The sequence below is a fragment of the Paenibacillus septentrionalis genome (genome assembly GCF_042659865.1).
In the GTDB taxonomy this organism is placed as follows: domain Bacteria; phylum Bacillota; class Bacilli; order Paenibacillales; family Paenibacillaceae; genus Pristimantibacillus; species Pristimantibacillus septentrionalis.
In genome coordinates this window covers 266,187-283,889 of the sequence record NZ_JBHSTE010000002.1, presented here as the reverse complement: position 1 = coordinate 283,889, position 17,703 = coordinate 266,187, and the positions used below count along the sequence as shown (strand labels likewise).

14 protein-coding genes are annotated in these 17,703 nt (G+C 46.1%); 11 read left to right on the top strand and 3 right to left on the bottom strand.

The genetic code is table 11. The features are described from left to right. The first annotated feature begins 92 nt into the window (after positions 1–92). From ACFP56_RS06230 to ACFP56_RS06190, 9 genes are all read left to right on the top strand, one after another. Complete coding sequence (locus ACFP56_RS06230) at positions 93–1,859, top strand: ABC transporter ATP-binding protein (RefSeq protein WP_379232343.1); 1,767 nt, start codon at positions 93–95, stop codon at positions 1,857–1,859. Positions 1,860–1,872: 13 nt separating this feature from the next. Beyond that, positions 1,873–3,696, top strand: a complete 1,824-nt coding sequence (locus ACFP56_RS06225; protein WP_379232341.1) for an ABC transporter ATP-binding protein — start codon at positions 1,873–1,875, stop codon at positions 3,694–3,696. Between the two features lie 79 nt (positions 3,697–3,775). Then, complete coding sequence (gene purT / locus ACFP56_RS06220; RefSeq protein WP_379232338.1) at positions 3,776–4,957, top strand: formate-dependent phosphoribosylglycinamide formyltransferase; 1,182 nt, start codon at positions 3,776–3,778, stop codon at positions 4,955–4,957. Between the two features lie 8 nt (positions 4,958–4,965). Further along, positions 4,966–5,247: a YqkE family protein gene (locus ACFP56_RS06215; RefSeq protein ID WP_379232336.1), complete on the top strand. Its 282-nt coding sequence runs from the start codon at positions 4,966–4,968 to the stop codon at positions 5,245–5,247. Positions 5,248–5,453: 206 nt separating this feature from the next. Next, positions 5,454–6,650 (top strand): M14 family metallopeptidase, encoded by a 1,197-nt coding sequence (locus tag ACFP56_RS06210; RefSeq protein ID WP_379232334.1) that lies wholly within the window; start codon positions 5,454–5,456, stop codon positions 6,648–6,650. Positions 6,651–6,967: 317 nt separating this feature from the next. After that, the gene (gene parE, locus ACFP56_RS06205; RefSeq protein ID WP_379232332.1) at positions 6,968–8,932 is read left to right on the top strand and encodes a DNA topoisomerase IV subunit B; all 1,965 of its coding nucleotides are present in this window, start codon (positions 6,968–6,970) and stop codon (positions 8,930–8,932) included. Positions 8,933–8,945: 13 nt separating this feature from the next. Continuing rightward, positions 8,946–11,408 (top strand): DNA gyrase subunit A, encoded by a 2,463-nt coding sequence (gene gyrA / locus ACFP56_RS06200; RefSeq protein ID WP_379232330.1) that lies wholly within the window; start codon positions 8,946–8,948, stop codon positions 11,406–11,408. A 344-nt stretch (positions 11,409–11,752) separates the two neighbouring features. Further along, positions 11,753–12,163, top strand: a complete 411-nt coding sequence (locus tag ACFP56_RS06195) for a MarR family winged helix-turn-helix transcriptional regulator (protein ID WP_379232327.1) — start codon at positions 11,753–11,755, stop codon at positions 12,161–12,163. 99 nt (positions 12,164–12,262) lie between these two features. Then, positions 12,263–13,489: an MFS transporter gene (locus tag ACFP56_RS06190; RefSeq protein ID WP_379232325.1), complete on the top strand. Its 1,227-nt coding sequence runs from the start codon at positions 12,263–12,265 to the stop codon at positions 13,487–13,489. A gap of 134 nt (positions 13,490–13,623) precedes the next feature. Here the strand turns inward: ACFP56_RS06190 and ACFP56_RS06185 are convergent, their stop codons facing one another. From ACFP56_RS06185 to ACFP56_RS06175, 3 genes are all read right to left on the bottom strand, one after another. Then, on the bottom strand, positions 13,624–14,895 hold the full coding sequence (locus ACFP56_RS06185; protein WP_379232323.1) for a CapA family protein: 1,272 nt from the start codon (positions 14,893–14,895) through the stop codon (positions 13,624–13,626). 136 nt (positions 14,896–15,031) lie between these two features. Then, positions 15,032–15,745 carry an RluA family pseudouridine synthase gene (locus tag ACFP56_RS06180; protein ID WP_379232321.1) on the bottom strand — a complete coding sequence of 238 codons (714 nt, stop codon included), beginning with the start codon at positions 15,743–15,745 and terminating at the stop codon, positions 15,032–15,034. Then, positions 15,746–16,615: a class I SAM-dependent methyltransferase gene (locus ACFP56_RS06175; RefSeq protein WP_379232319.1), complete on the bottom strand. Its 870-nt coding sequence runs from the start codon at positions 16,613–16,615 to the stop codon at positions 15,746–15,748. Between the two features lie 112 nt (positions 16,616–16,727). Here ACFP56_RS06175 and ACFP56_RS06170 point away from each other — a divergent pair, with 112 nt between their 5' ends. Next, on the top strand, positions 16,728–16,925 hold the full coding sequence (locus tag ACFP56_RS06170; protein WP_379232317.1) for a hypothetical protein: 198 nt from the start codon (positions 16,728–16,730) through the stop codon (positions 16,923–16,925). 40 nt (positions 16,926–16,965) lie between these two features. Beyond that, positions 16,966–17,562, top strand: a complete 597-nt coding sequence (locus ACFP56_RS06165) for a TetR/AcrR family transcriptional regulator (RefSeq protein ID WP_379232315.1) — start codon at positions 16,966–16,968, stop codon at positions 17,560–17,562. Positions 17,563–17,703: the final 141 nt, after the last annotated feature.

The window sequence follows — 17,703 nt, the reverse complement described above, 5'->3', positions numbered from 1 at the left end:
AAAATGTAAGATATCCTAATTATTGATGTTTGCTCTACAACATGCGAGTTGATAAGATTCTTCATATCTAAAATAAGTGAGGAGTGACCGTTTTGGAAATACTTAGGCAGCTGAAACAATTCTATGCGTCTGAGAAAAAGTTAATTGTCGGTGCAATACTTTTTCTTGTGCTTGCAACTGGAATTGGACTGATTCAGCCTTACCTAGTAAGTTATTTGATTGATGACATCATTGATCCTGGAAATTACGAACTAGTAGCACCTATTGCACTAGCAGTTGTAGGGGTCGTAAGCTTAAAAGCACTTAATCAGTTTCTTCACGGTTTTTGTGGAGGCAGGTTAGGAAACCGGGTAGCAACACGGATGAGAAACACACTCTATGAAAAATTGAATGCGCTATCGTTTCAGTATTATGACAAAGCTAAGACAGGTGATTTGATGTCTCGCTTAACGGCTGATTTGGAAGCGATTCGAAACTTTGTCGGCTTCGGCTTTGCACAGCTGCTCAATGTACTTTTCATGGTTGTTCTCGGTGGCACAGCGATGATTGTGATGAACTGGAAGCTGACTCTCATTACGTTGCTGCCCATTCCACTGCTTCTGTTTCTAGCCTTTCGCTTCGAAGGTCAGATACACCCGATATTCCGGGAAATGCGCAAGGCAATGAGTAACCTGACGACTGCCGTACAAGAAAATATAACAGGCGTTCGTACCGTTAAATCATATGCGCAAGAAGACTATGAGGTGAATAAGTTTTTAGAGCGAAGCGAGCAATTCCGCAGCAACCAGATCGAGGCTTCTGCCAAATGGGCGAAGTATTTCCCGGCGATGGAAACTGCTGCGAACCTTTGTGTTATTGTACTGTTCGTAGTAGGTGGAACTCTCGTTATCAACCAGGACCTTTCACTTGGTAACTTTGTAGCGTTTTTCAGCTTGATCTGGTACATTATCGGTCCATTATGGGGACTAGGCTTCCATATCAACAACTATACGCAGTTTAAAGCTTCTAGTGAACGCGTGTTAACACTGTTGAATGAACCTATTCATGTGAAAAACGAGACTGGTGCAATTACAATTAATCCGCATACAGCAAAAGGCGATGTTTACTTCCATCATGTAACGTTCAATTACCCTGATAAGAAGCCGGCATTAACAGATATTACAATTAACGCCCCTGCGGGTACGGTTATTGGTTTGCTTGGACCAACTGGAGCGGGGAAATCGACAATTATTCAATTGCTAATGCGTGCTTATGACGTGAAGCAAGGTTCGATTACCGTGGACGGAATCAACATCAAGCAGCTGGATGTGCATAGTCTGCGCTCGATCATCTCGCCGGTATTCCAGGAGACCTTCCTGTTCTCGGCTACCATTCGCGACAATATTGCGTATGGGATAGCGGGAGTTACTCAGGAGCAGATTGAAAACGCTGCAAGGCTTGCAAAAGCACATGACTTTATTATGGAGCTTCCATTAGGCTACGACACTGTTGTCGGCGAACGCGGAATGGGCTTGTCAGGCGGTCAGAAGCAGCGGATTGCGATTGCACGCGCATTTATTAAAAATCCGAAAATTCTTATTCTCGACGATGCGACAAGCGCCGTCGATATGGAAACAGAGCATGAAATTCAAGCCGGCTTTAAGGAATTGATGGCAGGCAGAACGACCTTCATTATTGCGCATCGCATCTCATCGCTTCGTTTTGCAGATGAAATCATTGTGCTCGATGAAGGCAACATTGTACAACGAGGAACCCATGAGCAGCTAGTTCAGCAGCCTGGGCCATACCGTGAAACATATCAAATTCAATATGCGGATTTCCCAGGCGAGCTAGAGCTTGCTGCGGGCAATCGGGAATAGGAGGTGAGAGGTCTTGGCTACTAAAGCAACAGCGAATGAAGCGGTTAAACGCGACCGTTTTGTCTATACGGATGACGATGTAATTGAAAAAAGCTTTAACTGGCAGCAAATGCGCAGACTGTATACGTACATGAAGCCTCATAATCGCGAGCTTATTCCTGTATTGATTATGATGATGATCGGTACGCTGACTAGACTTGGTGTTCCATTGTTAATCTATTATGCAATTGATAATGTTATTAATCAAAAGACAGGCACAGGTGATACCTCAACACTATGGCTGTTAGGGGCAATCATGCTCGGCATGTACATTATTCAGCTGCTTGCAACGCAATACCGGATCAAGCATACGAATATAATTGGGCAAAAGGTGCTGCTAAGTATTCGCAGTCATATATTTACTCATATTCAGAAGTTAAGCTTTCGCTTTTTCGATAAGCGCCCTGCGGGCTCAGTGCTCGTTCGTGTGACGAATGATGTTAATGCCTTGCAGGATCTGTTCACCAATGGTGTAGTCAACCTATTAATGGATATTATCCAGCTCGCGGGTATTATCGTCATCTTGTTGGTGATCAACTTTAAGCTAGGGCTTGCAGTAATGATTACGGTACCGCTTATGTTTATCATCTCAACTTCGCTTCGCAAAAAGATTCGTTTTGCTTGGCAGGAAGTACGGATGAAAAACTCACGCATCAACTCCCACTTGAATGAGAGCATTCAAGGGATGAAGGTAACGCAAGCATTTGTTCAAGAGAAAAACAATATTGCATTTTTCGAGCAAATGAATGCTTCAAACCTGAAATCATGGAACCGTGCATCTGCAATGAACCAAAGCTTCGGTCCAATTATCGAGGTGACGGCGGCACTCGGTACCTGTATTCTATACTGGTACGGCTCTCATTTGATTTCTATAGGGGCGTTTACAATTGGTTTGCTCGTAGCTTACTCAACGTATATGGCGCATTTCTGGGAACCGATTAACCGCTTGGGACAGTTGTATTCCCAGCTGCTTATTGCAATGGCTTCCTCCGAGCGTATCTTCGAGTTTATCGATGAGCAGCCGACGGTAGAGGAGAAAAAGGATGCCAAACCATTACCGCAAATTCGCGGGGATGTTTCATTTGATAATATCGTCTTCGAATATGAGCCTGATCGTCCGGCACTAAAAAATATTTCAATTAATGTGAAGGCAGGGCAATCGATCGCGCTTGTTGGGCATACAGGCTCAGGGAAGAGTACGATTATTAATTTGCTGTGCAGATTCTACGATCCGGTTCAAGGAAGCGTGCTCATTGATGGCATCGATATTCGCGATGTTACGCTCGATAGCTTGCGCAAGCAGGTAGGTCTTGTTATGCAGGATACCTTTATTTTCTCAGGCACGATCCGCGACAATATTCGCTACGGCAAGCTAGATGCAACGCATGATGAAATTGTGCAGGTTGCCAAGGCGGTCAACGCACATGACTTTATTATGAGTCTGCCGGATGGCTATGATACGCAAGTTGAAGAGCGCGGCAATATGCTGTCGATGGGACAACGTCAGCTGTTATCGTTTGCACGAGCGCTGCTCTCCAATCCGAAAATACTCATTCTCGATGAGGCGACAGCGAGCATCGATACCGACACCGAGCTGAAGATCCAAGAAGCGCTTAAGGTGCTGCTGAAGGGCAGAACATCGTTTATGATCGCTCACCGCCTGTCCACGATTCGCCATGCAGACGATATTATCGTACTTGACCACGGCCAAATTGTTGAGCAGGGCAATCATGAGCAGTTAATGGAGAAGCAAGGCGTCTATCATGGTCTAATTAAGGCACAATATCGCTTTTTATAGTTGATTTTTAAGAAAAGAACCTCAATAATGGAAGAACAATGACCGATCAGGTTGATGATTCCAAGGAGGTTCTTTTCTTATGTATGGTGCACCTTATTCGAAGCAAGCTAAAAAAATGCTGTTGCTGGGCTCCGGCGAGCTGGGAAAGGAAGTCATCATTGAAGCGCAGCGATTAGGGATAGAAACGATTGCTGTTGATCGCTATGAGCATGCCCCAGCGATGCAGGTAGCCCATCGCTATCATGTTACGAATATGCAGGACGGCGCTTCAATTCGAGCGATTATTGAACAGGAAAAACCGGATTATATCGTGCCGGAGATTGAAGCGATAGCGACGGATATGCTCGTGGAGTTGGAAGCAGAGGGCTATCATGTCGTTCCTACGGCTCGTGCAGCGAAGCTGACAATGGATCGCGAGGGTATACGCAGACTGGCAGCCGAGGAGCTAAAGCTTCCTACTGCGCCGTATCGTTTTGCTGATACCGTTGAAGAGCTACGCGCAGCAGCTGTAGCGCTTGGGTTTCCTTGTGTCATCAAGCCGATTATGAGCTCCTCAGGCAAAGGCCAAAGCATTTGCCGCAGTGAAGCAGATGTAGATGCGTGCTGGACTTATGCTATGGAAGGCGGGCGGACGCAGAAAGGGCGAGTGATCGTAGAGGGGTTTATCGAGTTTGAATCGGAAATCACGTTGCTTACGGTGCGATCCAGCTCTGGGACAAGCTTCTGCAACCCGATTGGTCACGTTCAGCGAGACGGTGATTATATCGAATCATGGCAGCCTCATGCAATGTCTGAGGCGCAAATTGAAGAAGCACAGCATATTGCACGTACGATTACAGATGAGCTTGGCGGATATGGCATCTATGGTGTAGAGCTCTTTTTGACGAAGGATGGCGTGTTGTTTAGCGAGGTATCGCCAAGGCCGCATGATACTGGGATGGTGACAATGGCTTCACAGGATTGGTCACAGTTCGCCCTGCACGTAAGGGCTATACTTGGGCTGCCGATTCCGACGATTCGTCAGCTGACACCAGCAGCAACACATACGCTTAAAGCGGTGAACGAGCTTCAGCATTTTCAGATTGGCGGATTGGAAGAAGCGATGTCGATTCCCAACACGACGGTTCGTGTATTCGGCAAGCCAGAGACGAAGCAAGGGCGTAGAATGGCGGTTGCGCTGTCAACTGCAGACGCTGTAGAGGAAGCACGAAGCCTGGCAAGCCGCGCAGCAGGAAGCTTAACAATTCAAGAAGTGAAATAGGTGATGACATGGGTAAGAAGCAGAAAAAAGTAACGCAGCAGCAGTCGTTCAAATCCAAAAAAGAGGAAGCACCTGCTACTAGTGGTGCTAGCTTGAAGGATTTACTGAGTGCAGATACGCTTGCCAAGCTAAAGGAGCAGGGTGAAGCTGCCAAGCAGGCAGAGCAAGCCCGCAAGGATGCAGAAGCGGCACGTAAAGCAGAAGCAGAACGGGCGGAGCGCAAGCGACTGGAGAATGATTTTAATTATTTGCTGGAGCAATCCGATCCAAATTGGAGCAAATATAAGTAAGGATATAGAAAAGAGAAAATAAGCATATATGCAGCATGAGCCGAGAACGCATCCCGTGCACCTTGTCCTTCCGCCACAAGCTGAAGTTGGTGCTTAGCGATGAACCCTCGGCTTTTTGCTTTGATTTCGATCACTCTCAACATACTGGAACGTTTTCTGGGCATCTGTCATAGTCTAGTGGAGAATAGTATGAGAGGATGATTAGGATGCAAATAGCTGTACGTCCTGGAGATACGCTTTGGGGCTATAGTGTAATGTTCGATGTGCCGCTGCAGCTCATATTGGATAGCAATCCTACACTAGGCTCTTCGCTTCAAGTAGGCGATCTAATAAATATTCCTGGTTTTACGTGGAATGAGTATACGGTTGTAGCGGGAGATACGCTTTGGCAAATAGCCCGGCGCAATAATATTCCGCTTCATTTGCTGCTGCAAAGCAACCCTTCCTTAGAAACGGAGCAGCTTCAAATTGGAACAAAGATTGTGCTTCCAAGACGTGTCACTAGCCGCGTAATCAATGGAAATAAAAACTACACATATGAGCAGCTGCTTCAAGATATTGAGACGCTGCGCCGGATATATCCGAATTTGACCGCACACACGATAGGAAAAAGCGTAATGGGCAGAGATATTATTGAGCTGCGCGTTGGAAATGGACCATCTGAGGTACATGTTAATGCCTCAATTCACGCTAACGAGTGGATTACAACAGGTGCATTAATGATGTTTATTAACGATTACCTGCTGGCTGCCACCAATAGTCAGCCGCTCGAAGGACAGAATATTTATCCGCTTTATACGATGAATACGATGTCGTTTGTGCCGATGGTGAATCCTGATGGCGTAAATTTGGTGTTAAACGGAGCACCTTGGGAAGAGCCATACCATTCCGAGGTATTGCGCTTAAATGGCGGCTCAACTGATTTTAGCGGCTGGAAGGCCAATATTCGTGGTGTAGACTTGAATAAGCAATTTCCTGCGCTATGGGAGGTTGATGCTGTAAAGGGTCCTCAATCTCCCGCCCCGCGTGACTTTTCTGGAACTGCTCCATTGACTGAGCCAGAGGTGCAAGCACTGGCTCAACTGACAAGAGATCGCAGCTTTAACCGAGTTGTTGCGCTTCATACGCAGGGCGAGGAAATTTATTGGGGCTTTGAGGGCCTTGAACCGCCAGAGTCCGAGCTGTATGCCAATCGCATGGCTCAAGCAAGCGGCTATCGTGCCATTCGCTATGTAAACAGCACAGCGGGTTATAAGGATTGGTTTATTCAGGACTGGAGACGACCGGGCTTTACTATTGAATTGGGAAGCGGGCAAAATCCTCTTCCATTATCGCAATTTCCAAGCGTATCACGAGCTGCAAATCTGATTATATTAGAGGCAATGAAAAGCGCATATAGCTGATTGCTGATATGCATGATGAATAAGGCAGTACAAATTGAGGGATAGTTCATAAGGTATAGGCTTCGTCTTGGCAGTGGAGGAAAAAGACGAGGCCTTTTACTTGCGCATTTAAATGGTTTGATTTAGAATGTATGTTCGTACAAGCTAGTAAGAAATGCTGTTGTTGAACGCTTCGTTCACGATGCTGAACGGAATTATGTTTGCTATATGAACTCATTTAAGTTTATAGTGTTAATATGCTTGCTTTACGAAGAGAAGGTTTTACTTTAGAATACATAAAGATATGACAATGATTGGTTGTTGATTGGGGGAAGATCATGGCAGAGCAAATCGATCTTTTTAATGATGTGCCAAAAACAGAACAATACAGTGCGGATGACATTCAAATTTTAGAGGGACTAACAGCAGTAAGAAAGCGCCCTGGTATGTATATAGGAAGCACCGGGAATTCCGGTCTTCATCATTTAGTATGGGAAATTGTTGACAATGCGGTAGATGAGCATTTGGCGAAGTATTGCTCGAATATTGATGTCACGATACATAAAAATGGTTCAATTACAATTCAGGACAACGGGCGAGGCATCCCTACAGGCATGCATAAGTCAGGCATTCCAACGCCACAGGTCGTGTTTACGATTTTGCATGCTGGCGGCAAGTTTGGCGGCGGCGGATATAAAAAATCGGGGGGTCTGCACGGTGTAGGTGCTTCGGTTACGAATGCGCTGTCAGAGTACCTGGAAGTAGAGATTTTCCGTGAAGGAAAAATATATAAGCAGCGCTTTGAATACTGGGTGGACGAGCAGGGCAAGGAGCATGTTGGCGAGCCTGTCACGGGGCTTGATATTGTTGGAAATACGAATCGTACGGGCACGAAGGTTACGTTCAAGCCGGATATTCGCATATTTCAGCAGGGCATCTCCTTTAACTATGACACGCTTGCAAGTCGATTGCAGGAAATTGCTTTCCTGAACTCCGGACTTAAAGTTACGCTAAAGGATGAGCGTACAGGCTCGACAGATGTGTTCCATTATGAGGGCGGTGCAAGTCAATTCGTTGCGTACTTGAACGAAGGCAAGTCCGTTCTACATGACGTGATCCATTTCTCAGGTGAGAGAGAAGAGATCGAAGTAGAAATCGCGCTGCAATACAATGATGGCTATACTGAGACAATTGTTTCGTTCGTTAACTCTATTCCTACCCGTGGCGGCGGTACGCATGAAACGGGATTTAAAGCTGCCTACACGCGTGTTATGAATGATTATGCGCGCAAGGCTGGGATTTTGAAGGAAAAAGATAAAAACTTGGACGGCAATGATCTTCGCGAGGGGATGATTGCGGTTGTAAATATTAAAATGGCTGAGGTTGAATTTGTCGGGCAGACGAAGGATCAGCTAGGCAGCTCATCCGCCCGTGGCGCAGTTGATGCCGTCGTTGCTGAGCAGATGAATGTGTTTCTGGAGGAAAATCCTCAAGTAAGCCAATCGCTGCTTAAAAAGGCGCTGCAGGCATCTAAGGCTAGAGAAGCCGCTCGCAAGGCGCGTGAGGAAATTCGTTCTGGTAAAAAGCGCAGCGAGAGCTCCAATCTAGGAGGGAAGCTGACTCCGGCGCAATCGAAGGATTTCAGCCGCAATGAGCTGTTTATTGTTGAGGGAGATTCGGCAGGAGGCTCTGCCAAGCAAGGTCGCGACTCCAAGCATCAGGCGATTTTACCGCTAAAAGGTAAGCCGATGAATCCTGAGAAGGCCAAGCTGGGAGAGATCATGAAAAATGATGAGTATCGCGCTATCATTTCTGCAATTGGTGCTGGCGTTGGCTCGGAATTTTCAGTCGAAGAAAGCAACTACAGCAAAATTATCATTATGACGGATGCTGATACGGATGGTGCGCATATTCAGGTGCTGCTGCTCACATTCTTCTATCGCTATATGCGCCCGTTAATTGATGAGGGCAAGGTGTATATCGCACAGCCTCCGTTATATAAAATTACGAAGAAATCAGGCAAGCTGAACACGGTGCGTTATGCGTGGACCGATGAGCAGCTGCAAAACTATACGAAGGAAATGAAAGGCTACGAGCTCCAACGCTATAAAGGTTTGGGGGAAATGAACCCTGACCAGCTGTGGGAAACGACGATGAATCCGGAAACAAGAACGCTGCTTCAGGTGCATATTGATGATGCGGCGAAGGCTGAACGCCGTGTATCTACGCTAATGGGAGATAAGGTAGACCCTCGCAAGCGCTGGATCATCGAAAATGTCGACTTTACAGAATATGAGGAGTAAGGAGCGAAACTAGATGGACACGTTAGAGCAATTTTTACCAGCGTATCTTGAAGAGGTTGTCGGAGACCGCTTTGGACGCTATTCCAAATATATTATTCAAGACCGTGCAATTCCCGATGTGCGCGACGGACTGAAGCCTGTTCAACGCCGTATTCTATATGCGATGTATGATGCAGGCAACACGCCGGACAAGCCATATCGCAAGTCTGCAAAAACGGTCGGTGATGTAATGGGTAACTATCACCCTCACGGCGACTCCTCGATCTATGAGGGGATGGTTCGTATGGCACAGCCATGGAAAATGGGACATCCACTTATTGATGGGCATGGAAACTGGGGCTCGCAGGATGATGATCCAGCAGCGGCAATGCGTTATACGGAAGCGAGATTATCTAAAATCGCGCTGGAATTGCTTCGCGATATTGAGAAGCGTACCGTTTTGTTCAAGGATAACTTTGATAATACGGTGAAGGAGCCTGTTGTGCTGCCTTCGCGTTATCCAAACCTGCTTGTAAACGGAGCAAGCGGGATATCGGCTGGTTTTGCAACAGAAATTCCCCCACATCATTTGGGAGAAGTTATTGATGCGAGTATCGCGTACATGCGCAAGCCGAGCATCTCGCTTGATGAGCTGATGACGATTGTGAAAGGACCTGATTTCCCGACAGGCGGCATTATTATGGGCGGCGAGGGAATTCGCGATGCTTATGAAAAAGGCAGAGGCCGCATTTACATTCGATCCAAAACTGCGATTGAAACGCTTCGCGGCGGCAAGCAGCAAATTGTCATTACAGAAATTCCGTATCAGGTTGTAAAGTCGAGACTTGTCACTGCGATGGAAAATATCCGACTTGAGAAAAAGGTCGAAGGGATTGCCGAGGTTCGCGATGAAAGTGGACGAAATGGTCTGCGCATCGTGGTCGAGCTGAAAAAGGATGCGGATGCAAACGGTATTCTCGCTTATTTGCTGAAAAAAACAGATTTGCAGGTCACCTATAATTTCAATATGGTAGCGATCGTCAACAAAGCACCACAGCAGCTTGGACTTATTGGCATTATTTCTGCTTATGTTGAGCACCAGAAGGAAGTTGTCACACATCGTACGCAGTACGAGCTGGAAAAGGCCGAGGATCGCGCACATGTGCTGGAAGGCCTCGTCAAGGCGCTAAATGTGCTGGATGATGTCATTGCGACGATCAAGGCATCCAAGAACCGTGCAGATGCAAGTGACAATTTGATTGCCAAATTCCAATTCAGCGATCGTCAAGCCGATGCCATTCTTACGCTACAGCTTTATCGCTTGACGAATTTGGAAATTACGAGTCTGGAAAAAGAACATGCAGAGACGCTTAAAAAAATCAAATACTTGCGTTCGATTCTCGATAGTGAGAAAAAGCTGCTTTCCGTTATTGAAAAGGAGCTATTAGATATTAAGGAAGCGTATATGATTGACCGTCGCTCCGAAATCCAAAGCGAGGTAGAGGAGCTCAAGGTGAATCTTGAAGTGCTCGTTAATGCGGAGGACGTGCTTGTGACGCTAAGTCATGAAGGCTATGTAAAGCGCACAAGTATGCTGTCGTATACGCGTTCAGGAGGAGAGCTTGACAGCTCGGGAGTGAAGGACGGCGATGTTATAACATACTGTCTGTCAGTCAATACGCTTGATAATTTGCTGCTGTTCACCAAGAACGGACAGTACTTCCTGCTTCCTGTCCATCAAATACCGGAATTCAAATGGAAGGATACAGGAACGGCGATTGTCAATGTCATTCCGCTGCCGAAGGATGACAGCATTGTGGCGGTCATTCCAGTGAAGGATTGGAATGTTGAACAAAGTCTTGTATTTGTCACGAAACGTGGACAAGTTAAGCGTACTGAGCTGAAGGAATATGCAACAACACGCTCAACTGCGATTACAGCATGCAAGGTAGCTAAAGGCGATGAGGTAATCGAGGTAGCAATGAGCGATCAATCTCAGCAGCTGTTGCTAGTAACTGCCGGAGGGATGTCCATCCGCTTCTACGAGTCTGAAGTAAATACGATGGGACGAGCGGCAGGCGGCGTAAAAGGGGTGCAATTGAAGGAAGATGATGAGGTCATTGCTGCATTATGGGTAGATAATGATGAGGGCGAGGTTCTTGTTGTGTCAGATTCTGGTCATGGCAAGCGAACGTTGCTGCTTGATTACCCAATTCAGGGACGTGGCGGCAAAGGCGTTCAGACATATGAATTCAAGGAAGGAAAACGTGTACGGAGCAATGGACAACGACTCTTCGCCGCGTTCTATTGCAGAGAGCCGATTGAGGTTGCAGCGTTTACCGATAAGGGAGCCAAGCACGTCATTAACTCGGAGAAGACAAGCATTGAGGAACGCAAATCAGTTGGACGCAGCATCTTCCCGCTTGAAAAGGATGAGAATTTGTTGAACGTATTCTCGGTTACGGAGCGCATCCATCAACCAAAAACGGAAGCGTAGGCAGCTGTATATACATGTAAGGCGACGTTAGAAAGAGGCTTTGCGAGGAGAATGGTCATGGGAGTTAGTTGGTCGGGGCGAAAGCAATCCACCTGCTGCTCTGAGGGCAATAATCCTCGCTTTTTTAATGCGATATAGGTAATGTGTATAAAAAATAAATGGCATGCAGGCTTTGTTTCTGCAAGATCATACAAATTGCAGCAGCAACCGTGTAGGTTTGTAGGGGATGGCTCCGCTTACTAGCATATTTTATCGTAAACTATTAAGTGCATTAATCTTTCTTTCGACAAAAAGGGTAAGTATAATAGATAGTAGATAAAACTTGTCAGAAAGTTGGTGGAGCATTGGTAGCCGAAGATTTTTCTAAGCTGTGGAACAAGCTGTCACGCGATTGGAAATTAACACTGGAGCAGGAATTGGCACCATTAACAGAAGGACAGTTGCATATTTTAGAGCTTTTACTGGAAGCGGAGGCAATGAAGCCTTCAGACTTAATTCAATATTTGAATACCACTCCTGCTGCCATTACTACGATTCTTGATCGAATGGAACGAAATGAGCTCATTACCAGAGAACGTGACGAGCGAGATCGTCGTGTAGTATGGATTCATGTTACCGAAAAGGGGTTTGCAGAAGCTGTAAGAGGCTCCTCCATTCGAAAAATGATTATTGAGCAATCGTTGGATCGGATTTCCAGTCATAATCAACAGCTGCTCGTTTACTTGCTGGGAAAGGTCGCAAGTCAAACCTCATAACACGATATAAGCAACATACATAAACACCGCCGCTGAGCTAAGCCTGGCTTTGTTCAGCGGCGGTGTTTATTTGGTCATTATCTAACAAGGGAGAAGAACATGTCATCTAATAGACGCAATTACATCTGGCAGCTTCTGACTGTATATTTGGGATTTATTTTGTTTGGACTCTCTGAAAATATTAAAGGTCCAGCGATCCCGCGCATGCAGCTGTCATTCAATCTGAATGAAGCTCAAATCGGTATGCTGCTCTCACTGAATTCATTAGGTTATCTTATTGCATGTACGTTTACCGCTATTCTTGTACGAAAAATTGGGATTAAAGCGACATCTGTCATTTCGTTTGTTTCCATGCTGCTTTCCGGTATATTAATATGGTTTTCTTATAACTACACATGGCTTATTGGTTCGACATTTTTATTGTATATCGGCAATGGCATGCTTGAAATTGGTCTGGCTATTTTGGCAGCTCGAATTTTCACCAAAAATACAGGAACGATGATGAACCTTGCCCATTTTTTCTATGGACTAAGCTCGATCGTGGCGCCGCTGTTAGCAACGGGCTTAATGAGTATTTCGATTATGGGCGTTACAGTGGATTGGGGCCTCATGTATATGATTGTGCTAGGCTTCTCGCTTATACCGATCATTCCGACGCTGCTCGGGAAGTTCCCAGGGAATGAGATCAAGCAGGAGGACCGTAAGCCGCTGTTAGCATTAGCACGTGACCGTTCCTTATGGCTGCTGGTTGGTATTCTGACTTTCGGTGTCGTGGCAGAACTATCAGTCGGAGGGTGGCTTGTCAATTATTTGGAGAAGAGCTATCAATGGAGTTCAGTATCCGCAGCATCAATGCTATCCTCGTTTTTTATCGGGTTTTCACTTGCGCGCCTACTGCTCGGACCGATTATCGATCGCATCGGATATACGCTCTCAATTATTATTGTATCGCTGTTTGCAGCGCTATGTACGTTTGCTGCTGTATTAGGCGGTGAGGGGTGGGCTATCTTTTTTGCACTTGCAGGAGCGGGTGTAGCGCCGATCTATCCTACTGTAATGGCGTTTATCTCGAAGCGGTACCCCAATGACAGTGATGTAGTCATTACGTTTATTGTAACGATTATGGGGCTCGGAACCGTTGTTGGCAACTACGTAATAGGGTTAATAGTTAATGGGGTTAAATATATGTATGGCGGCGAATCGCAGCTTGCGATTATGCGGGGCTATCAAGCGGGATACTTGTTTATTGGCGTTTGTGCGCTGTTGTGCAGTGTGCTCGCTGCTATTATGTATATGAATCTTAAGAAGAAAAACGAGTTGATTTAAGCAGAATAACGGTCTATTGAATATAACAAATACCGTCATCATCGATCTAGGCGGGATAACCTTTGCAACCAGTCTCCGAGCATGCATTCGGAGACTGGTTGTTTGTTTATAGGCTGTAGTCGCATAAAAAAAGATCATTGCTCCATCATGGAAGTTAGCCTTTTATTGAGCATGGCGAAATCTGCTTCCAGTGTAGCGTAATCTGAGGTGCTTAGCAGAGCATCATCCTTTGTCGCTAATGTCGCCTCAACAGGCAAAACACGGTAGCGGTAGTTGGCATCAGGCTTGTAACGATGGACCCAAGTTGGAGTTACGGTTACCTCTTTAATTTCAATACGTCCAGTGTCGTAGTGCTTTCTCAGATCCACTCGAAATATTGCGCCGTAATCCTTGGAATCTCCTCGTTGATTCGATATGAAATTACCCATTGAGTAAATGATAAGTCCCTGTCTCTCCATGCCTTGATCATCGATTACATCGACCATTTCATAAGGCTGCAGTACGTGGGGATGTGAGCCGGCAATAATATCAGCCCCCGCGGCAATTAATGCTCGGGCAAGCGTTTTTTGTGCGTCAGATGGTGTAGTTTGATATTCATTGCCGAAGTGCAGGGCGATCGTAATGACTTCAGCTCCGTCACGGCGAAGCTTTTTCATATCGTCTATAATTCGCTCTTGATCAATCAGATTGACGATATGCTCCTTACCTTCCGGAATGGGAATACCGTTCGTACCGTACGTATACGATAACAGGCCCATGGCGATATCATGCTGCTTGACGATAACACTTCGCTCGGACTCCTCGACATCACGGGCAGAACCAACTGTAGTGAAGCCAATAGCCTGCACATGGTCAAGTGTATTGATCGCGCCTGTTACGCCTTTATCTAGGGTATGGTTATTAGCGGTAGACAAAATGTTAAAGCCTGTATGCCAAAGCGCCTCAGCAAGCTCTACAGGGGCATTAAACAACGGATAACCTGTATATCCATAGTCCTTTCCCGCCATTGGCGTTTCCAAATTTGCCATGTTCCAGTCGCCTTCAGCAATAATGTCAGCGATAGGAGCAAACACATCATTAAAATTATAGCTGTCGCTCGCTTTCTGATAAGCTCCAGGAAGCTGCGGTGTATGACTCATGATATCACCGACACCTATCCATACAGCATCCGTATAGGGAGGTGTAGAAGGGGGTGGTTCAATCGAAGGTTCAGGTGTTGCAGTCGTTAAGGGATGTGAATCCGCTTGCTGCTGCGCAAGCGAGTTTTCATTAGAAGTTGTGTTGGAGTCAGATTGATCATCATTCAAAAGCGCATATAAAAGAATGACGCCTAGTACTGTCAGCAACATTAGCATACTGTTTACGATCCAAAGCAGCTTGCGCTTTGATTTTTTATTCCTACTCAAATCATCACGTCCTAATTTGTAATCAATACGAATCATTTCTTTACAGAAGACGAGTCATTGCCCTGTGATGTTGCAAGGAGTCGAGCGACGAGAAAACCGCTCAACGTGTCAGCTTGCACATTAAGCGGTTTGGTAACTACATATACCAGCGTGCTGCCTGCTGCAGCTGCTGCTTGGTGAAGGTAGACCAGGGTGCTTCCTTTTCGTTAGGAAGCGAGGTGCATCGAAGCTCATCCTTTGAGATTGGATGAGGGACGGTGATGCTTGTAGACCATAACGCAATGCTGCCATGCCCGCGCTGATTGCTCGATGTGCCGTATTTAACATCACCTGCGAGCGGATGTCCGATGTACGCCATTTGCGCACGAATTTGATGCGGGCGACCGGTATGAAGCATAACGGCAACCAGGCTTAAGCTATTCTGTGAAGCAACGACACGATAGCTGAGTCGTGCGTCCTTCGCTTCAGCAGCAGGTTGTGGAAACACTGTCACTTGATTTTTCTTGGCATCCTTGCGAATATAGTGCAGCAGATCGGCCTCTTGCTTTGCAGGAACGCCTTCTACGACGCACATATAGGTTTTGCCGAATTTGCGCGTGCGAACCGCATCAGACAGCCTCGAGGCGGCTTTGGATGTTTTAGCGAAAATCATCGCTCCGCCAACAGGGCGATCGAGACGATGGACCAGACCCAAAAACACATTGCCAGGCTTTTGATAACGAACTTTGATGTCTTCTTTAATCAACGTAAGCATGTCCATGTCGCCAGTATCATCTGCCTGAGAAGGAATGCCCGGAGGCTTTTCCACTACTATGACATGATTGTCCTCGTAAAGGATCGACAGACTCATCTAGTTAGACTCCCAACGTCCTAAAATCCCGCATGGCAGTGCTAAACCAGAGCGTGTAATCGGAAGACCGATCTCACCGCAATTGATTTGACCGCCATATTTATTGCCCATGCTCATCGTAAGCAAATGCTGCAATACGGTAGGAGATAGTCCTGTAGTGTAGGAGTTAATTAACAGGAACAACGGGTTATCACTCATAATTGTCATGCAGGTTTGCAGGAACGGGAATAGATTTTCTTCAAGCTTCCACGTTTCGCCCTTTGGACCTCGTCCATAGGAAGGTGGGTCCATAATAATCGCGTCGTATTGACGTCCACGACGCTGCTCACGCTGTACGAATTTGAATACATCATCCGTTATGTAACGAATCGGTGCGTTCTCAAGACCAGACAGCTCGGCATTCTCCTTTGCCCATTGCACCATACCTTTGGCTGCATCCACATGACACACCTCTGCGCCAGCAGCAGCACAGGCTACCGTTGCACCGCCAGAATAGGCGAACAGGTTCAGCACACGAATCGGACGATTGGCGCTGCGAATCTTGTCCATCATCCAGCTCCAATTGGCAGCTTGCTCAGGGAACAGACCTGTATGCTTAAAATTGGTTGGTTTAATATGAAAGCGCAAATCGCCGTAGCTAATCGTCCAGCGCTCAGGCATTTGCTTGTTGCGAATTCGCCATTGACCGCCGCCTGAAGAGCTGCGATGGTAATGAGCGTCAGCCTTTCTCCATTGCTCATCCTCATGTTGGATCGGCCAAATAATTTGCGGGTCAGGGCGTCGAAGAATATAATTTCCCCAGCGTTCGAGCTTGTCCCCGTCTCCAGTGTCAATTACCTCAAAATCTTTCCATTGATCGGCTATATACATTCCGTTATTCCTTCCTAATCGCTTCTTGTTATGATATCATCGCTTATTATAACGAAGCTGCGCGGCTGAATCAACGAAGCGCGCTAATATTTTTAATAGAAGGGCTGAGAATATGCTGCGTTTTGAATGTGAATGTGGAAATAAGACTGCGTTTTTTCCGACTGGCGACGTTGATGAGCAGGGTAGAGAAGTGCTTGATATCGAGGATGATGATTGTGTTAACTACGAATTTGCAGATAAGAGCTTAATGATCAAGTGCAAATTTTGTGGGCATCGCTATGTGCTGCCTCAATTTGAGGATTTTAAATAAAACTAGGACTGATCAGTCCTAGTTTTGAGAGGTGATACCTATGTCAGCCAGAAATCGTGAGCAATTGATTCATATTGCGGCTCGCCTTTTTCTAAGCAAGGGATTTAAATATACTAGCATCGAAGATGTCGTCTCACATAGCGGAGTTTCGCGATCAAATTTGTACTATCACTTTGCAAGCAAAGAGGAGCTGCTCTATGCGGTTGTAGATTTTTGGGGCAACCGTTATGAATCTGCGCTTGAAATATCATTGAGCCAGCGTGAATACCGTGCACAGGAGCGAATTGAAAATTTTGTAGCGCTGCTGCTGCAAGAAATCGATGCGAGAGGCAATAAAGGGAATTGTCCTTTTATTGCTATGTATCAACAAAGTCCGGTAGAGGCAGAAGACGTGCACAAGCGCGTTCGTCATTTTTTTGTATGCCTGCACCAGCTAATCGCGGAGCTGATCGCACAAGGCATATCGAGTGGGGAGTTCCGTAATGAAGGTTCAGCTGAGCAAAGCGCATATTTATTTGTATCTTCGCTCGAAGGATCACTTGTGCTAGCCGAAACGATGAATGATATTACGATTGTGCGTACAACGACAGATGCGTTTTTCGCTATGCTGAAACAATCATCGGTGCAGCGGACTTAGCCTCACGTGCGGAACTGTAGTGAGATTGCTGCATGTTGCTGCTTGAATAAGGGAGGAACGTGAAAAAGACAGCGAGAAGCTGTCTTTTTTATGGGTTGAGCTTTGTAATATTGTAGAGTTCGTTATCATCTTATGTATTCG